This window comes from Shewanella sp. FeAMO (assembly GCF_053653955.1).
In genome coordinates, this window is record NZ_CM132201.1 from 3,383,678 (window position 1) to 3,407,097 (window position 23,420).

The window sequence follows — 23,420 nt, forward strand, 5'->3', positions numbered from 1 at the left end:
GGAGAGAATATGGACACCCTGCGTTAATGGCGCGGTAGTTAGCCACCGACTATGCTTTGTTTAAGCATTTAACAAGGAGGTTATTATGCCGCGCCCTCGCCGAACTCAAATCAGCCTTGAAGATACACCTTACTACCACTGTTGCAGCCGCGTGGTACGGCGAGCTTTCTTGTGTGGTGATGATGCCTACTCGGGTAAAAATTATGACCACCGCCGTGGTTGGGTGGAATCGTTATTGTTTGAACTGGAAGCTGTTTTTGCCATTGATGTGGCGGCATTCGCCATCATGAGTAATCATCTGCATCTGGTGTTGCATATCGATATAGAGATAGCAAACCGATGGACAGATAGAGAAGTGCTTGAGCAATGGCATAAGTTATTCAAAGGTGACGAGTTAACCCGCAAATTCACCCAGGGTGAGCTGATTGAAGCGTATGAAGTCCCCAGGCTGAAGAATACTATCGCGATTTATCGCAGCAGGTTATGTGACATCAGCTGGTTTATGCGTTGTCTCAATGAACCGATAGCGCGTCAAGCCAATCAGGAAGATAACTGTACCGGCCGATTCTGGGAAGGAAGATTTAAGTCACAAGCCTTACTGGATGAAGCAGCGGTGTTAACCTGCATGGCCTACGTTGACCTCAACCCCATCAGAGCTAAGATGGCCGGTACGCCTGAGCAGTCAGAGCATACCAGCATTCGGCTACGTATTCAGGCAGCTTTGAAATGCGAACAACCCGCCAAGCTACTGCCCTTTATTGGCAATGAGTGCGACAACCAGCCCAGTGGTATTGCGTTTGGGTTCAAAGATTATCTTGAATTGGTGGATGATACCGGGCGCTGTATTCGCGATGATAAACGTGGTTCGATAGGTGAAAAGAGTGCCAAGTTACTGACGCGGTTGAATATCCCTCATGAGAACTGGCTCAAGCTTACCACTGAATTTGGAAAACTATTTCGTGGCCCGGTGGGCACCTTGCAAGAGCTCAGCTGTTACTGCGAACACTTGGAGAAGCGACGACGACATTTTGCAACCAGCTGTCAGTACTTTCAAACGGCCTGAACCCCACGCTATTTAACTCAACCGCAGTCATTGAAATCCCCTGAACCATGGGTAGGGCTAGCACAGCTCAAATCTCGCATTTTTGCGTGAAATATGTTCGATTTCATCAAACCTCTGCAACTCACGGATATCTTTCTACCTCCGGGTGCTCAAATCCCCTACTGGTGCTTGAACGCAGACTGAAAGAAGATTAAGTTATTGTTTTACAATGGGTGGCTTGATTTTTTTTATTTTTATTTTACTTATTACGTAACCAATATGCCGGGTGATCTTTCCCCGAGATTAGTACCAATCTCTTGATGAGATTTTCCAGCTTATGCTGCTTGCTTGGCATACGCAACAGGCGGCATATAGTTCAGTGAACTATGAGGGCGAACATGGTTGTAGTGTTCACGCCATAGCTCGATTTCGTATCTGGCTTCGTCTAAGGTTCTGAACCAATGCTGATTCAGACATTCATTCCTGAATTTGCCATTCAGGCTTTCCACAAAGGCATTTTGCGTCGGCTTTCCTGGTTGGATAAAGCCCAGTGTGACGCCCGTTTCCTTACTCCAGAAGAACATTGCCTTGCTGGTAAATTCTGTCCCATTGTCGCAAGTAACCTTCTTGGGTTTGCCTCGCTCTTCCATCAATTGGTCCAAGAATCTGGCGACCTGCCTACCACTAATGGCCACAGAGACTAATTGACCGACCATTTCCCGCGAATAATCATCCACGACATTCAGTACCCGAAAGCGGCGACCATTGCTGAGTTGGTCTGACACAAAGTCCATAGACCAACGTTGATTGGGGGCTGTTGGCACCTCCATGGGCTGCCTTGGCCGGGTTAACTTCTTGCGCTTCTTCGTCCTGACCTGCAAGCCTTCCTCCGTGTAGAGCCGATAGGTTCGTTTGCGGTTTTTGACCCAGCCTTCCCCCCTGAGCAAACCATGTAGCATCAGATACCCATAGCGAGGATATTGCGTCGCCAGCGCCTTCAGTCGCTGTCTGAGCCCATTGTCTGGCTTTTTCCTGGGTTGATAGCGAAATGCAGTCCGGCTAAGCCCAGCCAGCTTACAGGCTACTCGCTCACTGAGGCTGAATCCCTCAATCAAGTGTTGAGCAACAGGCTTTTTGGCCGCTGGCGTTACCACTTTTTTGACAGCACATCCTTCATTGCTTCGACTTCCAGCATCTTGTCGGCCAACATCTTTTTGAGCTTGTTGTTCTCCGCTTCCAACTCCCTCAGCCGCTTCGCTTCGTTCACTTCCAGCCCGGCATACTTGCTGCGCCAGTTATAGAAAGTGCCAGTGGATATGCCCATTTCACGGCAAATGTCATCGACTTTTGCTCCTGCCTCATGCTGTTTGATGGCCTTGATGATTTGTTCTTCGGTGTAACGTTTCTTCATGTTGAGATCTCCATTGGCTCTAGTGTATTGGAAATCTCATCAATGTCATGGTCTTAAATTCGGGGGAAAGGTCACGGGCTTTCGCCGTGGCGGGGGGGGATAAAGCGACTTATTCGACTGCCATTGGGCATAATTGGCCTGGAGAAAGCCGACATCCCCTCGGACACGGCCAAGCCAAAACCAACCATATCGTTCCACCTCCCGAAACCAGGTATTGCGGTAACCCGCATCGGTGACAATCAGTGGACAAACATGGGATGGCAGCACCTGTGCCAACTCAGCCAAGAAGGCGTTATGACTGCGTGGAGCATTGTAGTCGGCAAACTTGAAAGTACGCTCATACAGGGTAACCGAGCGCCCTTGCACACTGACAGAGGCTCGCAATGTCATCATCCGCAGTTGTTCACGGACATCAGACCAATCAATGAGGATTACCGGCATGGGATTAGCAACACAGAGTAACTTGGCATACCATTGATAAATAGCGAATTTATCAGAGTGTAGATGCGGGTTGCCGGGTAGCCTGTCTATCCATTTGATGTTGTGCTTTGGCGCCACCGCACCAGAGATATTGCGACCAAGCTGAGTGAGTGACAATTGATTGCCATCAAGTAACGCTTCTGTAGCAACCATCAGAGAATTAAGCCGTTTTTGATGTATTTGCGGGCATTGCTTTTTGAGTAAATCGTGTAAGATATGGACATCACGCATGGTGTTGGATCTGGTAGTTTTTTGGCGAAATCAATTAGATCAATCAACACCATGCGTGTCTACTGAATTGAATAAAAAGGGAATTATCTGGGGATTCCCTAGAGCGGGGCATTAAGGGCCTATGAGATACATAGACGTAGAATGGAAACATGATTTCAATTATGAGCCTACGAGGCTTGTTTCTGAAATTGGACCAGATGGCTACGAAATAAGAAAATTGGAGTTCTTTCCTGATGGTTCGGTTGGCTTTGCTTTCGAATCAATAGAAAGCCTAAATACGAGACTGGGTATTGATATGGTGCCCTCCTTAGAAGAAATAAACTCCCAAGAAGAGTTCCAGGGAAAGTCTACATCAAAAGAACAGTTCGAGCTGCTCTGGCACAAGCATGTGCCAAGTAGCTCTTAACAAGTTTAGGCTGGCGACGCCAAAATACGGCGCGCCTGCTAAAGGCGTTAGAAGTATCGGCATATGAGTGAAATTGAATTTTTGCATTTTAATCAAGTGAACCCTACAGAGTTCATGGACGTGGTCAATCAAGATTCTCTGAGAACACATTTGATCGAGCACCCGTATTTTGACGAAACAAGCCTCCATGCGTGGATGAATGAAAAAATAAATACAGATGCCATACATGGTTGTCGCATCCGGGCGGTTTATATTGGTGGAGTATTGGCAGGTTGGTGTGGCATTCAGCCTGATGATAATGGTTTTGAATTGGCGATTGTTATCTCACAAAAATTCTGGGGGTTTGGCATACCAATTTTCAAAAAGCTAATGTGCTGGGCGAAAGAGCTAGGGCATAAAGAAATACTATTCCATTTACTCGAAAGTAGGCGCGAATACAAGGTGTTGAATAAAATGTCCACTAAAGTTTATAAAACAGAGTTATCAGGTCGGTGTTTTACAACCTACCATCTAGCAGTAAATGAATAGTGTCCTCAAAACTTCAACAAGTGGCTGTTGTCGGACACATCTACGCTGGCGTTCCGGTCCGTCGCAAAACCATGGCATTGTAAACCAAAGGAAATTTTGGCATGAAACTAACTATCGTTTCACTATTCGCTTTGATTCTACTCGGCTGCTCAGCGGCCGGGGTTCCATATACAAATGATCCAATGACTAAGCTTGGTTACGCATATCAACTAATGAGAATACAAGACAGAGGCATAGCGGCTGAAAAGCTTGGCTTCGAGGCACTAGCTGACTTCGAAGAATCAAAAGATATTTATGGTTTGGCTGAAGCTCATATATTTTTAGGCTTATTTTATAAAAGTAGAAGCTATCGTGACCGGAAAGACTTTTATGAAAAATACAATGAGTACGACCCTACCGCATCAAAATCAATCAAACACTTCGAGTTGGCAGCTAAAGCTTTTGAACAAGACGGAGATTACTGGGGTGTATCCAAGGCCTTATTCTCCATGGGAAATGCTTATTTAACGGATAACGACAAAACTCATGGTTGCGAAAAACTTAACGAATCATTAGAAATTTATAAAAGTGATAAAAACGTGTTTAAAGGCCGAGTTCACCCACACAATCCAGCTTTTGAATCATTTGATGCGATGATTGAGGCCTTCATTGAGAAATATTGTGAAAACGGTGTATAAAAAGTCGCTGAAAAGTGACGCAAAAAATGCGCACTTTAAGAAAACAACAAAAACACCCATTATTCGCTGAGTGAAAGCCTCTAGTTACCTAGATTACAGAAACACCGATGTTTCCACTGAGAGAAATCTTCTTGCATGCCCTTTGAGGGACGTTAAGCTATTGAAGTGAGTGCGAAAGTCAAACTTCAGACGCAAAGTTCGATTGGGGAGAAATGCTTGGGAACCGCTGGGATTCAGCTAAACAATTAGCGAGTTTATCTAACTAAAAGGTGTCTGGAAAACTAGTGGCGATTCATAACGCTACAGCAGAGTTGCTTGAAACTCACAGCAAGCAACTCTGCGATAGTAGCCTTGGTTTTAACCAAGCTGCGCCCAAGCCTTATTGACTTCTTCAGCGATGATTTCAATGCCGCGACGCATCAATTCAGGTTGTTGCACATAGTTCATCCGAATACACTCACCGGCGTGTGGCCACTCTTCGGCCAGTCCGAAGAAGAAATACTCCCCGGGCACCACCAATACGCCCCTGGCTTTCAGGCGTCGATAAAGCTCCATGGCGCTGATGGGCAGGCCCTCAAACCAGAGCCAGAGGAAAATCGCGCCCTCGGGTTTATGAATTCTGAACCTGGGGTCCGGCAGAGCCTGTTGCAACATGGCCACGGTTTGCTGCGCCCGCTGCAGATAGAAAGGCCGCACTACTTCATTGCCGAGCCGTAGCATATCACCACAGGCTATCATCTCTGTCGCCATCGCCGGGCCCATACTGCCCGGAGCCAGTGAGATAATACCGTTGATATTGGTCAGCGCCTGGGTGATGGCTTCGTTCGCTATCACTATGCCGCAGCGCAGCCCCGGCAGCCCCAGCTTGGAGAGACTCATACACAACACAGTGTTGTCGTTCCAGAAAGGAGTCACATCTTCAAACAGAATATTGGGGAAAGGTGAGCCATAGGCGCAGTCGAGGATCAGCGGGATCCCGTGCGCTCTTGCCAGCTTATCCAGCTTATCAACCTCTTCATCTGTCAGCACATTGCCTGTGGGGTTAGTCGGCCGCGAAACACAAATGGCGCCGATATCGGCATCGACTTTAAGCCTTTCAAAGTCGATGTGATATTTGAACAAGCCGCCATCCAGCTTGGTGATTTCCGGCTTGAAGGTACGAAATAGTTCATCTTCCAGACCAGCATCACTGTAGCCGATATACTCCGGAGCCAGCGGCAGTAAAATCTTGCGTTTTTGCCCCTCGGCTGTGGTACCGGCAAACAGGTTAAACAGCGCGAAAAAGGAGCTCTGGCTGCCGTTGGTGAGGCTGATATTGTTTTTGGTTAGCGACCAACCGTAGGTATCGTTCAGCAGCTTGGCCAAGGCATTGAGAAAGACATCTTTTCCCTGCGGGCCATCATAGTTGGTCATGGCCGCGAGCAACTCGCCCTTGGCCAACATATCGGCACTAAGCTCGGTAAAATAGTCCAGCATGGAGGGGATGGCCGCCGGGTTACCGCCACCCAGCATAATCGCCCCCGGAGTGCGTAGCCCTTCGTTGAGATCATCCATCAACTGGGTGATACCTGTATAACGGTTAAACTTGTCACCAAACTTGGAAAACTGCATTACTTCTATCCGCAGACTCATATCAAGAAACAGAACTTATTTAGTAGCAGGAACCGCGGCAGATTACACCTTAAAAGTTTTTTAGTTGCGTGATACAACTCAATATTTACCAAGCTTAAATGGCTGCAAGCGCCCAAGTAAGAGTTGCATGGTCATTTGAGAGCAGATTTTTGTGCGCCAGCGAACATTTCGCCGACATCGACTTGTTGATCCATTATCAGGGGCACACACTTAAAAACAGGACAAGCAGCCAGAGGAGTAGCGGGTGTCAGCCTCAAAACTGAGTGAACTAAAGCAGCAACAGCAGAGTCTGCTGGAACAGGAATTGATGCGGGAACAAGCCGGTTCCCTGGGCGTTGCCGGCAAGAAGCTGGAACAGGCACTGCAGGATTACCGGCGCCACCATCACTTGTCACCGAGAAAGAAAGCCGAGTACGTTAGCCTAGTGGCCGATGCCGTCTATAACCTGATGTTGACCCGGGAGCTACTCGGCTTTGTTGACGGCAATCTTGAGTGGGTTTGCGGCCAGTATGACATCCCGGATGCCGTGCTACAGCAGTTGGCCTTGAGCTGAAAAGCATCAAGGCCCGCTTGGGGCCTCGAGTACCAACTCACCAAGGAGAGTTGGGCCGCAGCCACAGGTGCACAGTCACTTCATCCCTGTCGTGATAGAGGTGTTTACAGGCCAGCTTAAACTCTGTGATGCCGTTTTCTTTGAGAATGGCCTGCATATTTTCCAATATGGTGCTTACCTCTTTGTAACGGCTCTTCATCGGCAGTTTCAGGTTAAAGATAGCCTCTTTGAACCAGCCATTGATGGCCCATGCTTCCATCAGTTCGGCCACCCTGGCTGGTTTTTCCACCATGTCACACACCAGCCAATAGATGTTCTTGCGCTTGGGCTCGAAACGGAAACCGTCGGCCTGGAAGTGAGTCACCTGGCCGGTTTCCATCAAACCCGCCTCCATGGGGCCGTTGTCGACGGCCGATACAAACATGCCGCGGCGCACCAGCTGATAGGTCCAGCCACCGGGGCAGGCGCCGAGATCCACGGCGTTGAGGCCGCTGCGCAAACGCTCTTCCCGCTGCGGTTCGGGAATAAAGTGATTGAAGGCCTCATCCAGTTTCAAAGTCGAGCGGCTGGGCGCATCGGCGGGAAACTTGAGCCTGGGGATCCCCATAAAAAACGGTGACGAGTTATGGCTGTAGGAATAACCGGCAAACGCCTTGCCCGGTGCCACAAAGCACACATGGATTATCGGTCGCTTGGGGTTTTCCTTGGCCAGCAGAGTACCGCTCTGTTTCAGCGACTGACGCAGCGGCACAGTAAACTTGCGGCAGAAGGTCAGCAGCTCTTTGGCTTCGTTGGTATCCGGGGTTTCGACCCTGAGCTCACCGCCCCTGCTGACATCTTCAAGTGCGGCGGTAATTGGCCCTACCCTGTCTTCGGGGGGCAGGTCACTGAGCAGATCGCCGCAGACAAACATCTGCCGAGCGAAGATCAATGAGTCCAGCGCCAGTTCCTGTGCCAGGGTGTCGGCTTCCCCTTCGGCAAAACATTGAAAGATCACATAGGCATCGTTGTTATTGGCCTTGACGAAACCACCGACATTGAGCAGCGCCGCCCGATTTTGGATCTCGGCCGCGCACTCTTTTTCATAGCCGGCACGACAAAACAGAAACAGGTTGTTCATTGGTATTTCCAAACAGTGAATCTTACCGGAAAGCCTCCGGCAACTGGCGAAGGCGCGAGTATACCATAGCATTTTGAATAGGAGTTGCCTGACTCGGTGAGAATGAAAAGCCGAGCATGCCAGGCTTGTAAGAAAGCTCGGGCTAAATTGAGCTTGGCCTGCAGCACATATCGGCCTATTCCCCCTGCCCTTCGGCAATTGGGAACAAAACACCCGCCACTTGGGCGGGTGTTTACCTAGGCAGGCCTGCGGACTATCTACTTAAATAGCCATCTCTTTAAATAGCTATCTCTCTAGAGGGCTATCTCTTCAGGTGACAGTTTTAAGCAAACAATGGCTTTAGTAAATAATGGCTTTAGCCAACCAAACTTAGAGCCCGGTTTCATCCATGCGGTGGCGCCATACCGCTGCCGCCAACAATAACCAGCCCACCAGGAAGCAGCTGCCGCCGAGAGGGGTTACCATGCCCAGCCACTTGGTGCCGGTCAGAGCATACAGATACAGCGAGCCGGAGAACATAAAGATCCCGGCGATAAACAGCCCCGCCGCCCAGTCAATCAGACGCGACTTGAACCAGTGACCGGCAAAGGCCAGGGTTATCAAACCAAAGGTGTGATAAAACTGATATTCCACCCCCAGGTTGAATATGGCGATCAACTCGGCAGGTGCAATGGTCTTGAGTCCATGGGCGCCAAAAGCTCCCAGAGCAACGGCAAAGAAACCACTGATGGCCGCCAGTAACAATAACCCCTTACGCATAACTAACTCCCGATAAATAAAAGTGATTCTTTCACGGCATCCTGCAGGTTAGCCTTAAGATCCGTTCCGGACGACTTGCGCGGCACAAAACTATGATCTCCGTCGGTAATAAAGCGTACTTTGGCCTGCTCGGGCAGCGCCCAGGAGGCCAACTGCTCGCGCTTGCCGAAGCTGTCGCGCTCGCCCTGCAAAATAAGCAGAGGCGAGGCACACTCCCACAAGGGCTCAAGTCTGGGCTCGGTTTTCTTCGGCGGCAAAAACGGATAACCAAGACAGATAACGCCGCTGGGGGTCATCGCCAGTTTATCATTGGTCGCCAACATGACCGCCATCCGCCCGCCCATGGATTTGCCCATCAAAAATAGTCGCTTGGGCGCAAACTCGGCAACCGCTGCTGCCAAGGTCTGCTCGAAGGACTGCAACAGCGCAGGTGCCCGGTCCGGCGGGCGCCGCTTGCCATCCTCGCCGCGCTTGACCATGTAAGGAAAGTTAAACCTCAGCACGCTCGGGCCGCTGGCGGACAACAGTGTGGCATAATCTGCCATAAAGTCGCTGTGCATATCGGCACCGGCGCCATGGGCGAACAACACCAGAGTGTCACTGTTTTTACCTTTATCCAGCAGCCAGTTAGTATTCAAATTCATCATCAGCCCTGTCCGAAGATACAATAATTTTCATGCTTGGATTCGAATAAACCACAATATTAAATACCGTACTTCCCTGACAAATCAATTTATTAAAAAATAGCGTAGAAAACGAACAAACGGTAATTATATATCTCTTACCCATACCGTTTTTACATGTTCTTTCAATAAATCAATCACACTTTTATGAATAAACACCAAGCCAAAGTCCTCTTCCAGTTTAAATATCAACCTTTGTTCCACAGGGATATTTTCCAGTTTAGAAAAATCGAACTCTGTCGAATCAGTATCTAACCAATTCAACTTACCAAATTGCTTTTCTTTATCAGTCAATCTGTACGTCTGCTGGATATAAGGCATTCGATAGTTGTCATATACCTCGAGTTGTTCATCCGAAGGTTGACTTGGCGAATTGTCAACACGAGCATCCAGCCATTCAACACCATGCTGCACCAATGGCTCCAGTTTGGATGCTATATCACCAATAATGAACAGCTTTGGAGAAAAGGTCATTTCCAATAACAGATCCGGTGCTGCAGCACCTACTGGTGCAGGTGTTTGTTGGAATGGGAAAGTATCCATATTTTGTTTAGTGAGTATCGAGTATTCATCTTTCACTTACTATTATCTCCTTGGTGCTTCATCATCGACATCAAACTTAAAAGCGGTCAGTCCACAAGCTAACCCCTGTAGAGCGATATTATAGAGTTCATCATATACTTCTGAAGAAAAGAAAAAGCTATTGGTACCTTTAACCCTGAAAATGTGTCTGCGGTTCATGGGATAAGACTCGAGTTTTTCTCGATCAAGATACAATTTACTAACTATGATTGAATGAAAAGGCTTCTGCTCTTCCAATGGCACATCGTAGCCGTGCTTTTTGGGATCATAATGCCTGATAACGTTTTTTATAACTGACTTGTCTTCATCCAATACATCCAACTCGTTATTTATCGCGATAATATATCGCTGCTGAGTCGACAGACCATCCATGCACTGTAATTTATTGGGCAAAAAAGCGACGCCATATGGGTCAAAGCTCATAAAAACGTCTGCTATAGGTTTGGTAACGCTTAAATCCCCTGAATTTGTGATATCGAAAACAGCTTCTGAATAACTGTCTTCATCCTCCCAAATAACCGCACTCAATGCGCTCACTGGAATGTAGTCCATGTCTTCGTACAGGTGCCCTCTGTTATCAGAGCAACTAAACATGGCATCACTCTCTTCCGTGTTTTCGTTTATGTAAGCCAGTTCCATCAAAGTTCCCTATAAACTGCAAGCTTTCACTTCTTTGTAGTGCCTTCCTGTATATGCAGAGAAACGTGTTACCGACTTATCCCGGTAACAATTCACTACGCGACTCCTCGGCAAACATATCCAGCATCCATTCGCGGAACGCGACAATTTTACCTAACTCGGCATGCTTTTGCTGGCACACCAGATAATAGGCATCTTTGCTGACCAGAACCTCCTGGAACGGACAGACCAAACGCCCGGCCTTGATGTCGGGGCGGGCGAGCACGCTGTAGCCCAGAGCTACCCCCTGGCCATGGGCCGCCGCCTGCAGTACCAGAGATGAGTGGCTGAATATCGGCCCCTGGTTCACATTGACATCCGTTACGCCGCATTGGCGGAACCAGGCCTGCCAGTCATGACGGCTCATATCGTGCAGCAGGGTATGATATTTAAGATCGGCGGGCTTTTCCAATGGCTTGGGGCCGTTGAGCAGCATTGGCGAGCATACGGGGATCAACACTTCGTTGCGCAGTTTGTCGGCCCTGAGCCCGGGCCAGTTACCCTGACCATAGTAAATTGCCACATCCACATCGTCGGACAAGGCGCTGAACTCGGCATCCACCGCCTTGATCCGCACATCAATATCGGGATTCTTCTCACTGAATTTTGCCAGACGCGGCACCAGCCACTGAATGGCAAAGCTGGGCGACATGCTGACAGTCAAGGAACCCACGGCGCTGCGGGCCAACAGCCTGTCGGTGGCATCCGATAGTTGGGTAAAAATATCCTTGATATCGAGGAAGTAGCTTTGCCCCTCTTCGGTCAGTAGCAGCGAGCGGTTCTTTCGGCGAAATAATTTTAATCCCAGAAAGTCTTCCAGCGCCTTGATCTGATGACTCACTGCGGCCTGGGTAACGAACAGTTCTTCGGCGGCGCGGGTAAAGCTCAAATGCCTTGCTGCTGCCTCGAACGCCTTGACCGCATTCAGCGGAGGGAGTCGTTTTGACATAGTGATCCACTTCTCATTTTTTAATTAGTTTTTCTAATCCAGATTGTTACATTTTATCGTTTGTTAAAGCCAGCGCTTTTGGTTAAATTTTGCGCCGAAAAGTTGAATATTCAGACAATCTCTGAGCAGTCGAAGGGAAGGTCTGACACTGGCACTCAGTGCCCGTTCTCACCCGGAGGCATCCCATGTTGAACTTTAAATCCGCTTTTGTGCTCCTGCTGTTTGGCATGAGCACCAGCACCGTGGCTGCGGAAAGTCTTTCTGCACCGGCGCAAACTCGTCCTCTGCCAAGAGTTGCTGTCGAAGTACCTGCGGTGCAGATAGACTTCAAACTGCTTGAGCAGGAGCTGAGCCGTAACATTGCCGCCAACAGCGAAGAGCTCAGAACCCATGCGCTGGACGAGCCGACACTGCTGTTGGCCGAAGACGCGGCAGCCAGTCCATCAAAGGTTCAGCTTAACTGAGTCCCATTGGATTTCGCTGAGCGTCAGCAGCAAAAAAGCCGCTTCGAGAGAAGCGGCTTTTTGTTTATCAGGGGCGGTAAACCTTGACGTTACCGTGCCCTTGCTCCTGAAGGTAGAGCGCCTGCAGTTTACTCATAACGCCGCGATCGCAATAGAGCAGATAGGTCTTGCTGCTATCGAGCTCGGCAAAGGCGCTGGCCAACTTGAAGAAAGGAATATGAACTATCTCGACACCTTCCAGTTGCAGCGGCTTGCTCTCTTCCTCTTCCGGCGCCCTGATATCCAGCACCACTTCCCCCTGACCGACACTGGCGACGGTTTCGGTTTCCGTTACTTTGGTATCCATGTCGGTTGCTATCTCCCGAATATCCATGACCACGGCATCGGCGATGATCCGGTCCAGCAGATCTTCGGAAAACTTGGTTTCCTCGGCTTCAACCTTGGACAACACCGCTTTGACCGTGGGTTTTTGTGAAATCACGCCGCAGTATTCAGGCATGGACTTGGCAAAGTCTTCCGTACCTATCTTGCGGCTCTCGTTGATGATGTCCTGCTTGTCCATGGTGATCAAAGGTCTGAGGATCAGGGTATCGACACAGCGGTCAATCACATTGAGGTTGGTCAAGGTTTGGCTGGATACCTGTCCCAGGCTCTCACCTGTGACCAGTGCCTGAACCCCCATACGTTCCGCCACCCTGGCGGCGGCGCGCATCATCATCCGCTTGAGTATGACGCCCATCAAGCCATTGTCTATACGCTCGAGGATTTCGGCCACTACGGGCTCAAAGGGAACGGTCACAAACTTGACTTTATGCGACTCGCCATAGGTCTTCCACAAATGGTGCGCCACCTGCTTGACCCCTATTTCGTGCTGGGCACCGCCCAGGTTGAAGAAGCAGTAGTGGGTACGGGAACCCTTTTTGATAAATTGGAAACTGGACACCCCTGAATCAAAACCGCCGGAGATCAAGGACAGCACATCTTCCTGGGTCGCGATCGGAAATCCACCAAGTCCGGGGATCTTCTTCTCCACCAGGTAGAGTTTGTCGTTGTTGATCTCCAGATGAATGGTCATATCCGGGTCTTTGAGGCGCACACCGGCCGCTTCGGTAAACTGGTTCAGGCCACCACCTACGTAACGCTCCACATCCTGCGAACTGAAGTCGTGCTTGCCGCTGCGCTTGGCGCGGACACAGAAGGTCTTACCCGCCAGCTCGTCGGCATACACCTTGAGCGCATGCTGGTAGATATCATCAACGGTTTCAAAGCTGTATTCATTGACCTGGCTGATGGTAGAAATCCCTGGAATACAAGCCAGACGCTCGGCAAAAACTTGTTTTAGCTGGGGTTTGTCTTTGGGAACCTGCACCATAATCCGATCCCACTGGCGGGTAACGGCAGCGTCTTCATCCACTTTTTTGAGTACATTGCGGATATTGGACTCGAGCATCTTGGTAAAACGCATTCTTACCGGTTTGCTCTTCATCATGATTTCTGGATACAGCTTTACGATAAACTTCATGGGGATCCCGAGGAAAAAAATTTCAAACAGCAATCGTGGGATTATAACAAAGACCCGCTAGCTGGCACAGAGATTTGCCACTCCAAAGCCGTGCCCGGATTGCAGAAGCATAAAAAAAGCAGCCGTTTTCAGGCTGCTCTGATTCTGATGATACTGCGCCATCAAAGATTGGGATCGACTTCAATCTCATCAGACTCTTTGGCCTTGCCCTGCTCAATGGAGATTTCCACCCTGCGGTTACGGGCGCGATTCTCCGGCGAGTCGTTGGGCACCAAAGGCGCAGTGGAAGCCATGCCCACCACTTTCATTCTGCTGGCATCAAAGCCGGGCACCTTGACCAATTCGTGGGCCACGGCCACCGCCCGCTGGCTGGAAAGGTCCCAGTTGGAGCTGTACAGCTCATTGCTTATCTGCATGTCATCCGTGTGGCCGGAGACTGTGATGATCCCGGGTACATCTTTGAGTAGCTCGCCAACCGCCTGCACCACAGGTTTGAACCTGGGTTGCAGGAACCCCGAACCTGAGGCAAAGGCGCCCTTCTCCCGAATACGGATGATAATCTGCTGCCCCAGAGACTCGATTTCAATAGCGCCGTCCACTATCTCTTTGTTGAGCGCCTCGGCCATCTTCTTGACCTGCTCGTTAATCTGATCCTGAGCCGCCTGCTGTTCCTGGGTCTTCTTGTCTTCGGCCTGCTCCTGCGCCGTGGCCGAAGCCTCGCCGCCACGCTGCTCGCCCCTTTGCTGCTGCACGCCACCGGCACTGTCGTCATCCCCTTCCTGATACTCGAGGATCTGCTGGGTCATCTCGTTGGTTTGCTGGTTGATTATTTCAATCGGGGTGGGATCCGGGCGTCCGGGGCGGAACTCCAGCGCAATCACTGAGGTGCCTTTGGGAATGTCTTTCACTTCAACCTTGTTCTGCACCCCGAAGGCGTATTTCATAGAGCCGGCTATCTGTTTGAACTTCATGACATCCATTTCGGAGAAGGCCAGCAGCAGCACGAAGAAACACATCAGCAGCGACATCAGGTCGGCAAAGGTTGCCAGCCACATGGGTGCGCCGGGTGGCGGACAATCACACTTGGGCTTGGCCATAGTGTTACTCTCCGTCCGTTGTATCTATTTTGCGCTGCTTCTCAGACAGGTAATTTTTGAGGAAGCCCTCAATCACCCTGGGGTTCTGGCCATCCTGAATGGCCAGTACAGCGTCCATAATCAGGTTGCGGTTGAGCATCTCTTCGTTCATCCGCAGCGTCAGCTTATCGGCAATCGGAATCGCCACCATGTTGGCAATAACCGCACCGTACAAGGTGGTCAGCAAGGCCACCGCCATTGCCGGGCCGATAGATTTAGGGTCATCCATGTTGGACAACATGGCCACCAGACCAATCAGGGTACCTATCATACCCATAGCCGGCGCCACATCACCCAGCGCCTTGAAGATACTGATCCCCGCCTTGTGGCGCTCTTCGGTCAGCTGAATGTCTTTCTCCAGTGCTTCACGCACCACATCGCCGTCGTGGCCGTCCACCAGCATGTCGACCGCTTTTTGCATAAAACTGTTGGAAATTTGCGCCTCTTCCAGCGCCAGGAAGCCCCCTTTACGGGCGGCGTCGGCCATGGTGACCGACTGTTCAATCAACTCTTCGGGTTTGTCCAGTTTGAACATAAACGCCTTGGCGGCAATCTTGACCGCCCCCAAAAACTGCTTGAGGTTGAATTTCATCATCACCACAAACAGCGAACCTACCATAACAATCAATACCGAAGGTACATCAATAAAGATTGCAATGCCGCCACTGCTGACCATTGCCATGATAATAAAAGCAAAAGCACCTACCAGTCCTATCAGGGTTGCTAAATCCACAGTGGCTCCTCACCTCTAAAGCAGACCCGACACAGTGTGGCCGGGATCTCTATCCCATACAAGCCGATCCGCCTCAAAGGGTGATATAGGATCTTGGCTATTCGCAGGAGATGAATATGATAATTTTCAACAGTTTCTATTTTGAGTTATCGGACAGGGCTTAGGCAAGTTTAGGAAGATTTTAATTTTCTCCAAAAAAAATCAGCGACAAAGCGTGCTGTTGAGCAAATAACGGGCGCTTCAATTTGACCCTTATCGCGCCCTGATATACCTTGTGTCACGCTGAACATAACGCCAAGACACCTGCTGCCAATCCCCTCCCCTTATACCTTTGCACCGTGACAATCAGGTCGCAGGAATGGGCCGGCAACCAAGGTGCACCAAGGAAACCGATGTGGCCAAAAAACCCGAAAATCTGAGCTTTGAAGAATCTCTCAACGAACTGGAACGCATAGTCGCCGAGCTGGAACGCGGTGAAGTATCGCTGGACGATGCTCTCAAACAGTTCGAGCGTGGCATAGGTCTGGTGCGCAGCAGCCAGGCCAAACTGGAACAGGCGCAACAGAAAGTTGCCATACTGCTGGCCCAGGATCCCCAGGCGCCATTGAGCCCATTTGATGTCGAGGGTGAGTGAGTGTTAACCCAAGCTATTAACCAATACCAGCAGAGAGTCAATCAAAAGATTGGCACCATTCTGGACACCCTGGATGATACCGAGCCCAAACTCAAGGCTGCCATGCGACATGGTGCCCTGCTGGGCGGTAAACGTATTCGGCCGTTTCTGGTTTACTCTGTGGGCGAGATGCTCGGCGTTCCCCTTGAGCGCCTCGATGATTGCGCCGCCGCCATAGAATGTATTCACGCTTACTCGCTGATCCATGACGATCTGCCGGCCATGGACGACGATGCCCTGCGCCGCGGTCAGCCGACAGTGCATATCGCCTTTGACGAAGCCACCGCCATTCTGGCCGGTGATGCCTTGCAGACCTTGGCCTTTGAACTTATCAGCAGCGATATCGAGGGCCTCAGCGACCGCCAACACCTGCGCCTGGTGCAGGCGCTGGCCAAAGCCTCCGGCTACCGCGGTATGTGCGGCGGCCAGGCCCAGGATCTCAATGCCACAGACAAAGAGATCTCCCTTGCGCAGCTCACCGCCCTGCACAGATTGAAGACAGGTGCCCTTATCCGCTGCGCCGTCGAGTTTGCGGTAATTGCCGCCGATGTCGATGATAATGAAAGGCAGGCACTGCTGGAATACGCCGATGCCATAGGTCTGGCATTCCAGGTACAGGATGACATTCTCGATATCACCGGCAGTACAGAAGAGCTGGGTAAGCCCCAGGGGTCGGATCTCGACGCCAATAAGAGTACCTATCCTAAACTGTTGGGACTGGTGGGCGCCAAGGCCACAGCCCAAAAACTGCTGGAAGATGCACTATCAGCGCTGGCCAAATTGCCATACAATAGCCAGTTAATTGCCGAATTCGCCCGCTATATCGTTGAGCGAAGAGTATAAAAAGAGACAAAGTATCTCGTTATGAGTCTGGATATCACTCAGTTTCCTGTGCTGGCACAGGCCAATACCCCGGAAGAGCTGCGTCAGCTTCCACAAAGCCTGCTTCCTCAGCTGGCCGACGAGCTCAGGGAGTTTTTATTAAAATCTGTGGGCATGTCGAGCGGTCACTTTGCTTCAGGGTTAGGCACTGTAGAGCTGACCGTGGCGCTGCATTATGTCTACAACACCCCGTTTGACCGCCTGGTCTGGGATGTGGGTCATCAGGCTTACCCGCACAAGATTCTTACAGGTCGTCGCGATCGCATGCCTACCATACGCCAAAAAGGCGGCCTGCACCCTTTCCCCTGGCGGGAAGAGAGTGAGTACGACACCTTCAGTGTTGGTCACTCGGGCACCTCGATTTCAGCGGCACTGGCAATGGCTGTGGCTGCCGATAAAGAGCAAGCCGGCCGTAAAGTGGTGGCCGTCATAGGCGATGGCGCCATGACAGGCGGCATGGTGTTTGAAGCCATGAACCACGCCGGCGATCTGCACAAAGACATGCTGATGGTGCTCAACGACAACGAGATGTCCATCTCGGAAAACGTTGGCGCCCTCAACAACCATCTGGCACAGCTGATGTCCGGCCGCTTCTACACCACAATACGTGAAGGCGGCAAGAAGGTACTCAAGGGCATGCCCGTCATCAAAGAGATGGCGCGCCGCACCGAGGAACACCTTAAAGGCATGGTGGTTCCGGGAACCCTGTTTGAAGAGCTGGGATTCAACTACATAGGCCCTATCGATGGCCACGATGTGGATGCCCTGGTAGAAACCTTGCGCAACATGCGCAGCCTCAAGGGGCCGCAGGTGCTGCATATCATGACCAAGAAAGGCAAAGGTTATGAGCCGGCAGAGAAAGATCCCATCGGCTGGCATGCGGTGCCCAAGTTTGACCCTTCACTGTTTTGCAAGCCGGCCACCAAGCCGGGAAAACCCAGTTTTTCCCAGGTGTTCGGCAAATGGCTGTGCGACATAGCCGCCAAGGATGACAAGGTACTGGGGATCACCCCGGCCATGCGTGAAGGCTCCGGCATGGTGGAGTTCTCCCAGAAATTCCCCGAGCAATACTTCGATGCCGCCATCGCCGAGCAACATGCTGTGACTCTGGGCGCGGGCTTTGCCTGTGAAGGCTATAAGCCGGTAGTGGCCATTTACTCCACCTTCCTGCAGCGCGGCTATGATCAGTTGATCCACGATGTGGCACTGCAGCGCCTGCCGGTGCTATTTGCCATTGACCGTGGCGGCATTGTGGGCGCCGATGGCCCAACCCATCAGGGTGCCTTCGATCTCAGCTACCTGCGCTGCGTACCCAACATGGTGATAATGGCGCCATCCGATGAAAACGAATGTCGGCAGATGCTTTACACCGGCTACTGCTACAATAAGGGCCCAAGCGCAGTGCGCTACCCTCGCGGCAGTGCGACCGGCGCCGAGCAGGTTGAAGAGATGACGGCCATGGCGATAGGCAAAGGCCTTGTCAGACGTCAGGGCAAACAGATTGCCATTCTCAACTTCGGCACTACCCTGGCAGCCAGCCTGGAAGCCGCCGAAAGCCTGGATGCCACAGTCGCCGATATGCGCTTTGTCAAACCCTTGGATGAAGATTTGATCAAGGAACTGGCCGCCAATCATGACTTGCTGGTAACAGTGGAAGAGAACGCCATCATGGGCGGCGCCGGCAGTGGCGTGCTCGAGTATCTGGCCAGCCAGGGGATCTGCAAGCCTGTGTTGCAAATTGGCCTGCCGGATGAATTTATCAAGCACGGCTCACCGGAAGAGATACTGACTGAGCTCAAGCTGGATGCCAGTGGTATTCTCGAGCAGATCCAAAACCGGCTCGCATAAGATAAGCATCCGCTATCATTAAAAAAAACCGCCTCAGGGCGGTTTTTTGCTTCTCCGACCACAGGAAAGCCAGCTAGAGTTAAACTGAACTAGCCAAGCAGTGGCGACAATACTATATCTTGGCATTCTCTTATGGTTCTGGGCTTTAGCAAAGGAGGCGCTGTGCCGGAAAGCAGGGCTTTGGTGTTGGGGGGCGGTGGTGCCAGAGCGGCCTATCAGGTTGGGGTGCTCAAGGCATTGGTGCAGTTTTATCCCCGCAATCACGCCATTCCATTCAAGATTGTTTGCGGCACTTCGGCCGGAGCCATCAATGGTACCGCCATCGCCACCCATGCATCCTGTTTCCATCTGGGGCTGAGAAAGCTGGAATGGATCTGGCGTAATATCCACACTGAGCGAGTCTACCGCGCCTCCAATACCGGCGTACTGGCACACCTGGCCAAGATGGCCCTTCGTGGCATGCAGGGAGATCTGGTCAATACCGACGCCGGCAGTTTGCTGGACAATGAACCCTTGCGGCAACTGCTCAATGAGCTGATTAACTTCGAGCGAATCGATCGCAACATCCGCGGCGGCTCCCTGATGGCACTGAGCATTGACACCTCCTGCTACAACAGCTCCCGCTCTGTGACCTTCTTTCAGGCCCATAAGGAGCTGGAGAACTGGCAAAGAGCCAGACGCAGCGGCGAGCGCACCCGGCTACACACAGAGCACCTGATGGCCAGCTCCGCCATTCCTTTGGTGTTCCCATCGATTAAGCTATCTCAGTCCTACTATGGTGATGGCTCTGTGCATCAATTGGCGCCGCTGTCCAGCCCGATACATCTGGGCGCCAAGCGGATCATGGTGATCAACCTGGACAGCCCGCATAAGAACACGCCCCTTGAACTGGATTATCATCCCAAGACGGCCACCATTGCCGGTCATCTGCTGGATACCATATTTTCCGATACCCTGAATTCAGATCTGGAGCGGCTCAGGCGCATCAACAGCACTCTGGCGCTGGTGCCGGAACAGAGTCGCCAACAGTTGGATTTGAGGCCGATTGATACCTTGGTGATTAAACCCAGTGAAGATCTCAGTGAGCTGGCCAAGCGTTACTATCAGGAGATGCCCTTCGCCATTCGCCGACTGCTGGCTTTGATTGGCATAGACAGCCAGTCGGACACCAGTATTGTGTCTTATCTGCTGTTTGAGAACGCCTACACAGGCGCCCTGATAGATTTGGGTTATCAGGATGCCATGTGCCAGATTGATGAATTGAAAGCCTTTTTCGATATCAGTTGAGCATGAGTCAGGCGAAAAAGATGAGTAGGGCCACCACCAGCAACACTGATACCAGAGTCACGGCAAAGGTTGGTGTGGAGCCTTGCTCCCGCTCATTGGCAGTCGCGGCTATGTTCTCAGCCTGTAAACCATGGGAATCGCTCTCCGGATTGTCGACTATGGTTTGCACTATGTGGTGGCGCTGAAACTGAATAAAGGGCTGGTTTGGGTCACCGACATAGAGACGCACTTCCCCCGCTTCACTTCGGCTCACCAGCGGCGGCAGTATGGTCAGCGCATCCAACTGATAATCCAGGGTCAAATCTTTCAGTTGGACAAGTGTATAACCCAGCGCCTTGGCCTGATCCTGCAAGGCGGCCGACATCTCGTAGCTGGCCAGCTCGGCGTCGAGAACTACCAGCTTACCGGGTTTGCCATCGGGCTGTTGCCACAGACAGTCGGCCAGCCAGATCCCCTTGAGTGAGGCGTAACGGGCAAACAGTGCTTCCACCAGCTCCCAAGCGTCGGCCTCTCCGGTGAGCCAAGGGCTGATTTCCACATTGTTAACCCGCAGCACGCAGTCCTCACCATTGAGGCGCGCCGCCATATAGCTCAGGTAGGCTTGCTGATCTTCCACCGGCAGCACGAGTTTGCCTGCCAGCTCCAGCAACAGCACCTCATTGAAATGAGCGGTCAGAATAAGCCGCTGCCAATGCATGGGTTTGAGATAGTAATCCGCCGGTTGTTTAAGATTCTCTGCAAGCACCCGGCTCGCCTCCTGCTCATCCATCATGGGAAGGTAGGCATAACAATGACTGGCCTCTTCATTGCCATCGATATTCACCGGCAGGATCAACGGCACATCGCCATCACGGCAAAACAGCAGCTGCTGGGTAGAAGTCAAAATCTCAAACAGTTCCTCGAACGAGATATCGAGGCCATCATTACTGTCATGGGTCACGGTTGCCAACTCCTTGTAGGTCACTCGGGTTTGCGCTTATTCTGGAAAAGTCGCTGCAACATATGCAGCCAAGCAGTCCTTCCCGGCATTCAGCTCCACAAAGGTCGCAGAGTACCCCATTTAACGTGCAAATAAAACCAACGCCAGCGGCCGGGCAATCAGCCTTGAAGCAAAATAACTTCGGCTTTCTCCACCCTTCTGGGCTTGCCGCGAATAAGCAAGGTATCACCGGCGCGGAACTGCCAATCTTCATCCGGCGGCTCGTACTCCCTGCCGCCGCGGCGCACAGCTCTCAGTTCCACCCTGAGCTGTTGCCAGGGGATCTCGGCACTGAATTTTCCCACGGCGCTGGCGCCTCTTGGCAAAGCCACTGCATGCAGTAATTCGAGAGAGAAGTCGGCTTCCTCACCGGAAAAGAAACCGTGCAGATACTGATAATGATTGCGCCGCTCCGACTCCAGCCGTTTGAGGATCCGCGACAAAGGGACCCCTGATTGATACAACACCTGAGATACCAGCATCAAGCTGCCTTCCAGAGTTTCCGGAATAACCTGACTGGCACCGGCCTGCTCCAGTTGTTCAAGCTCGCTATCATCCCGGGTTCGCACCATGATCCGCGCCTCGGGCGCCAATTGCCGGCACAGTACCAAGGCCTCTTCCAACTGCGGCTGCTCGCAAAAGGTCAGCACTATACTCTTGGCGTGGCGCACATTGGCTTGTTTGAGCAAACTGCGCTTACAAACATCGCCGAAATACACAGGCTCTCCGGCCCGGCGCGCCTCGGCAACCCGGGAGGGATCCCGGTCGAGGGCAATAAAAGGGATAGCTTCGGCCTTGAGAAACCGCCCTATGGTCTGCCCAACCCGGCCATAACCCAGCAGCAGAACCAGATCTTGCTGGGGATCCAAAGGCGGCAGGTTTTCCGCCGGTTCCGGCCTGGGTTTAAGGCCCTGCAGCAGCCTGGCTATGTCTATGCTATGACGCACCAATGCCGGCGCCAGTGCCATCGACAGTACGGCAACCATCACCAAAGTGTTACTGACACTGGGGGCCAACAATTGATAACTCACCGCCAGGGCCAGCACCACAAATGAAAACTCCCCCACCTGTGCCAAACTGAGGCCGGTGGACATGGCCACCCTGAAAGGCTCTTTGGCCAGCCTCAGCAGGGCAAAGACTATCGCCGTCTTGCCGACAATCACCGCCAACAGCAACAGTAAAATTTGCCACCAATAGGCCAGCACCAGACTGAAGTCGAGCAACATACCTATGGAGATAAAGAACAGTCCCATCAAGAGATCCCGAAACGGGCGAATATCCGCCTCCAACTGGCGCCGGTACTGGCTCTCCCCCAGAAGCATCCCGGCCATAAAGGCCCCTAATGCCATGGACAACCCCAGCCACTGGGTAAAGGCGCCGGTCAAGAGCGCCACCACCAGAGTCGACAACACAAACAGCTCGTTGGAGCGGGAACGGGCAACTTCATCAAACAATTTGGGCAGAGCCCACTTACCAAAAGCCATCAGCACAATAAAGGCCTGGATCCCCTTCCCCAGAGCTGCCCCAAGCTGCAGGACTGTCAAAGGCTCGCTGCCATCGGCAAGCAAAGGCAGCAGAATAAGCAAGGGCACCACGGCCAGGTCCTGGAACAGCAACACACTGACCGACAGTTCGCCATGGCGGCGCTTGAGCCAGCCCTTGTCGTTGAGCAGTTTCAACACTATGGCGGTGGAAGACAAGGCTGTCACTGAACCTATCACCAGCGCCTGAGTCACGTCGCTGATAAAGAGTAATCCGGCCCCCATGGCCAGCAAGGTGGTCAATACCACCTGAGCACTGCCGAGGCCAAATACAGTGCGGCGCATGGCCCAGAGCCTGGGTACAGAAAACTCCAGTCCCAGGGTAAACATGAGTAGCACCACCCCAAGTTCGGCCACTGACTGCATCTGGTGCTGCGAAAACCAATTGAATCCGGAAGGACCGCTGATAACCCCCGTCAGCAGGTAGGCCAGAATAGCGGGCAAGCCTATACGCCTGAGCAAGGCTATCGCCGCTATGGCAATAACCAGCATCAAGAGGATCTGGATAAAGAATCCATGTTCCATGCGCACTCCCCTGCTCTCTAAGGTTCAATTCATTATTTTGTCGGCGTCAAATACTTGTCACATGAACATTGTCTGTAACACTCCTAAGCTTAACTCAAT

Annotated in this window: 23 protein-coding genes and 1 pseudogene; 10 read left to right on the forward strand and 14 right to left on the reverse strand. The window is 51.7% G+C overall.

Annotated features, from left to right (window positions below; genetic code table 11):
* The first annotated feature begins 85 nt into the window (after positions 1–85).
* Positions 86–1,063 carry a transposase gene (locus ACWAU4_RS15260; protein WP_159352934.1) on the forward strand — a complete coding sequence of 326 codons (978 nt, stop codon included), beginning with the start codon at positions 86–88 and terminating at the stop codon, positions 1,061–1,063.
* Positions 1,064–1,377: 314 nt separating this feature from the next.
* On the opposite strand, the gene ACWAU4_RS15265 is transcribed toward ACWAU4_RS15260, so the two are convergent.
* Both ACWAU4_RS15265 and ACWAU4_RS15270 read right to left on the reverse strand, forming a co-directional pair.
* Positions 1,378–2,453 (reverse strand): IS3 family transposase gene (locus ACWAU4_RS15265; protein ID WP_208124939.1). Its coding sequence is split into 2 segments (ribosomal slippage): positions 1,378–2,204 and positions 2,204–2,453, totalling 1,077 coding nucleotides; the frame shifts between segments, so codons are not numbered across the junction.
* 96 nt (positions 2,454–2,549) lie between these two features.
* Positions 2,550–3,164 (reverse strand): annotated as a pseudogene (locus tag ACWAU4_RS15270) (IS4 family transposase); the annotation flags it as partial.
* A 121-nt stretch (positions 3,165–3,285) separates the two neighbouring features.
* Between ACWAU4_RS15270 and ACWAU4_RS15275 the strand changes: the two are divergent.
* The 3 genes from ACWAU4_RS15275 (at position 3,286) to ACWAU4_RS15285 (ending at position 4,775) form a co-directional block, all read left to right on the forward strand.
* Positions 3,286–3,570, forward strand: coding sequence for a DUF6881 domain-containing protein (locus ACWAU4_RS15275; protein ID WP_025890171.1), 285 nt, complete (start codon positions 3,286–3,288; stop codon positions 3,568–3,570).
* Positions 3,571–3,633: 63 nt separating this feature from the next.
* Positions 3,634–4,098, forward strand: coding sequence for a hypothetical protein (locus ACWAU4_RS15280; RefSeq protein ID WP_025890172.1), 465 nt, complete (start codon positions 3,634–3,636; stop codon positions 4,096–4,098).
* Positions 4,099–4,199: 101 nt separating this feature from the next.
* A complete protein-coding gene (locus tag ACWAU4_RS15285) occupies positions 4,200–4,775 on the forward strand; it encodes a hypothetical protein (RefSeq protein ID WP_208124940.1) in 576 nt (191 codons plus the stop codon).
* A 357-nt stretch (positions 4,776–5,132) separates the two neighbouring features.
* On the opposite strand, the gene ACWAU4_RS15290 is transcribed toward ACWAU4_RS15285, so the two are convergent.
* Positions 5,133–6,386 (reverse strand): valine--pyruvate transaminase, encoded by a 1,254-nt coding sequence (locus tag ACWAU4_RS15290; RefSeq protein WP_025012005.1) that lies wholly within the window; start codon positions 6,384–6,386, stop codon positions 5,133–5,135.
* Between the two features lie 265 nt (positions 6,387–6,651).
* On the opposite strand from ACWAU4_RS15290, the gene ACWAU4_RS15295 reads away from it, so the two are divergent.
* Complete coding sequence (locus ACWAU4_RS15295) at positions 6,652–6,960, forward strand: hypothetical protein (RefSeq protein WP_025012006.1); 309 nt, start codon at positions 6,652–6,654, stop codon at positions 6,958–6,960.
* A gap of 37 nt (positions 6,961–6,997) precedes the next feature.
* Here ACWAU4_RS15295 and rlmM read toward each other — a convergent pair whose 3' ends face one another.
* The 6 genes from rlmM to ACWAU4_RS15325 form a co-directional block, all read right to left on the reverse strand.
* On the reverse strand, positions 6,998–8,080 hold the full coding sequence (gene rlmM / locus ACWAU4_RS15300; protein ID WP_107352811.1) for a 23S rRNA (cytidine(2498)-2'-O)-methyltransferase RlmM: 1,083 nt from the start codon (positions 8,078–8,080) through the stop codon (positions 6,998–7,000).
* Positions 8,081–8,449: 369 nt separating this feature from the next.
* A complete protein-coding gene (locus ACWAU4_RS15305; protein WP_025887273.1) occupies positions 8,450–8,839 on the reverse strand; it encodes a DUF423 domain-containing protein in 390 nt (129 codons plus the stop codon).
* 2 nt (positions 8,840–8,841) lie between these two features.
* Positions 8,842–9,486, reverse strand: a complete 645-nt coding sequence (locus tag ACWAU4_RS15310) for an alpha/beta fold hydrolase (RefSeq protein ID WP_208124941.1) — start codon at positions 9,484–9,486, stop codon at positions 8,842–8,844.
* A gap of 123 nt (positions 9,487–9,609) precedes the next feature.
* On the reverse strand, positions 9,610–10,101 hold the full coding sequence (locus tag ACWAU4_RS15315; protein ID WP_025887271.1) for a hypothetical protein: 492 nt from the start codon (positions 10,099–10,101) through the stop codon (positions 9,610–9,612).
* Between the two features lie 6 nt (positions 10,102–10,107).
* Positions 10,108–10,743 carry an imm11 family protein gene (locus ACWAU4_RS15320; RefSeq protein ID WP_044734882.1) on the reverse strand — a complete coding sequence of 212 codons (636 nt, stop codon included), beginning with the start codon at positions 10,741–10,743 and terminating at the stop codon, positions 10,108–10,110.
* Between the two features lie 76 nt (positions 10,744–10,819).
* A complete protein-coding gene (locus tag ACWAU4_RS15325; protein ID WP_025012011.1) occupies positions 10,820–11,731 on the reverse strand; it encodes a transcriptional regulator GcvA in 912 nt (303 codons plus the stop codon).
* A gap of 185 nt (positions 11,732–11,916) precedes the next feature.
* Here ACWAU4_RS15325 and ACWAU4_RS15330 point away from each other — a divergent pair, with 185 nt between their 5' ends.
* On the forward strand, positions 11,917–12,195 hold the full coding sequence (locus ACWAU4_RS15330; RefSeq protein WP_208124942.1) for a hypothetical protein: 279 nt from the start codon (positions 11,917–11,919) through the stop codon (positions 12,193–12,195).
* Positions 12,196–12,262: 67 nt separating this feature from the next.
* On the opposite strand, the gene thiI is transcribed toward ACWAU4_RS15330, so the two are convergent.
* The 3 genes from thiI to pomA form a co-directional block, all read right to left on the reverse strand.
* A complete protein-coding gene (thiI, locus tag ACWAU4_RS15335; RefSeq protein ID WP_025887267.1) occupies positions 12,263–13,717 on the reverse strand; it encodes a tRNA uracil 4-sulfurtransferase ThiI in 1,455 nt (484 codons plus the stop codon).
* A gap of 161 nt (positions 13,718–13,878) precedes the next feature.
* On the reverse strand, positions 13,879–14,814 hold the full coding sequence (locus ACWAU4_RS15340) for a flagellar motor protein MotB (protein ID WP_025887266.1): 936 nt from the start codon (positions 14,812–14,814) through the stop codon (positions 13,879–13,881).
* 4 nt (positions 14,815–14,818) lie between these two features.
* On the reverse strand, positions 14,819–15,586 hold the full coding sequence (gene pomA, locus ACWAU4_RS15345; RefSeq protein ID WP_208124943.1) for a flagellar motor protein PomA: 768 nt from the start codon (positions 15,584–15,586) through the stop codon (positions 14,819–14,821).
* A 394-nt stretch (positions 15,587–15,980) separates the two neighbouring features.
* Between pomA and xseB the strand changes: the two genes are divergently transcribed.
* The 4 genes from xseB to ACWAU4_RS15365 all read left to right on the forward strand — a co-directional run bounded on the left by xseB (position 15,981) and on the right by ACWAU4_RS15365 (position 20,276).
* Positions 15,981–16,220, forward strand: a complete 240-nt coding sequence (gene xseB, locus ACWAU4_RS15350; RefSeq protein ID WP_025012016.1) for an exodeoxyribonuclease VII small subunit — start codon at positions 15,981–15,983, stop codon at positions 16,218–16,220.
* Entirely contained in the window at positions 16,221–17,102 is an 882-nt protein-coding gene (ispA, locus tag ACWAU4_RS15355; RefSeq protein ID WP_208124944.1) for a (2E,6E)-farnesyl diphosphate synthase, read from the forward strand.
* Positions 17,103–17,123: 21 nt separating this feature from the next.
* Positions 17,124–18,989 carry a 1-deoxy-D-xylulose-5-phosphate synthase gene (gene dxs, locus ACWAU4_RS15360; protein ID WP_062793959.1) on the forward strand — a complete coding sequence of 622 codons (1,866 nt, stop codon included), beginning with the start codon at positions 17,124–17,126 and terminating at the stop codon, positions 18,987–18,989.
* Between the two features lie 162 nt (positions 18,990–19,151).
* Complete coding sequence (locus ACWAU4_RS15365) at positions 19,152–20,276, forward strand: patatin-like phospholipase family protein (RefSeq protein ID WP_025887263.1); 1,125 nt, start codon at positions 19,152–19,154, stop codon at positions 20,274–20,276.
* Positions 20,277–20,283: 7 nt separating this feature from the next.
* On the opposite strand, the gene ACWAU4_RS15370 is transcribed toward ACWAU4_RS15365, so the two are convergent.
* Complete coding sequence (locus ACWAU4_RS15370; RefSeq protein WP_454290319.1) at positions 20,284–21,216, reverse strand: hypothetical protein; 933 nt, start codon at positions 21,214–21,216, stop codon at positions 20,284–20,286.
* A gap of 158 nt (positions 21,217–21,374) precedes the next feature.
* Entirely contained in the window at positions 21,375–23,321 is a 1,947-nt protein-coding gene (locus ACWAU4_RS15375) for a monovalent cation:proton antiporter-2 (CPA2) family protein (protein WP_454290320.1), read from the reverse strand.
* Positions 23,322–23,420 lie beyond the last annotated feature (99 nt).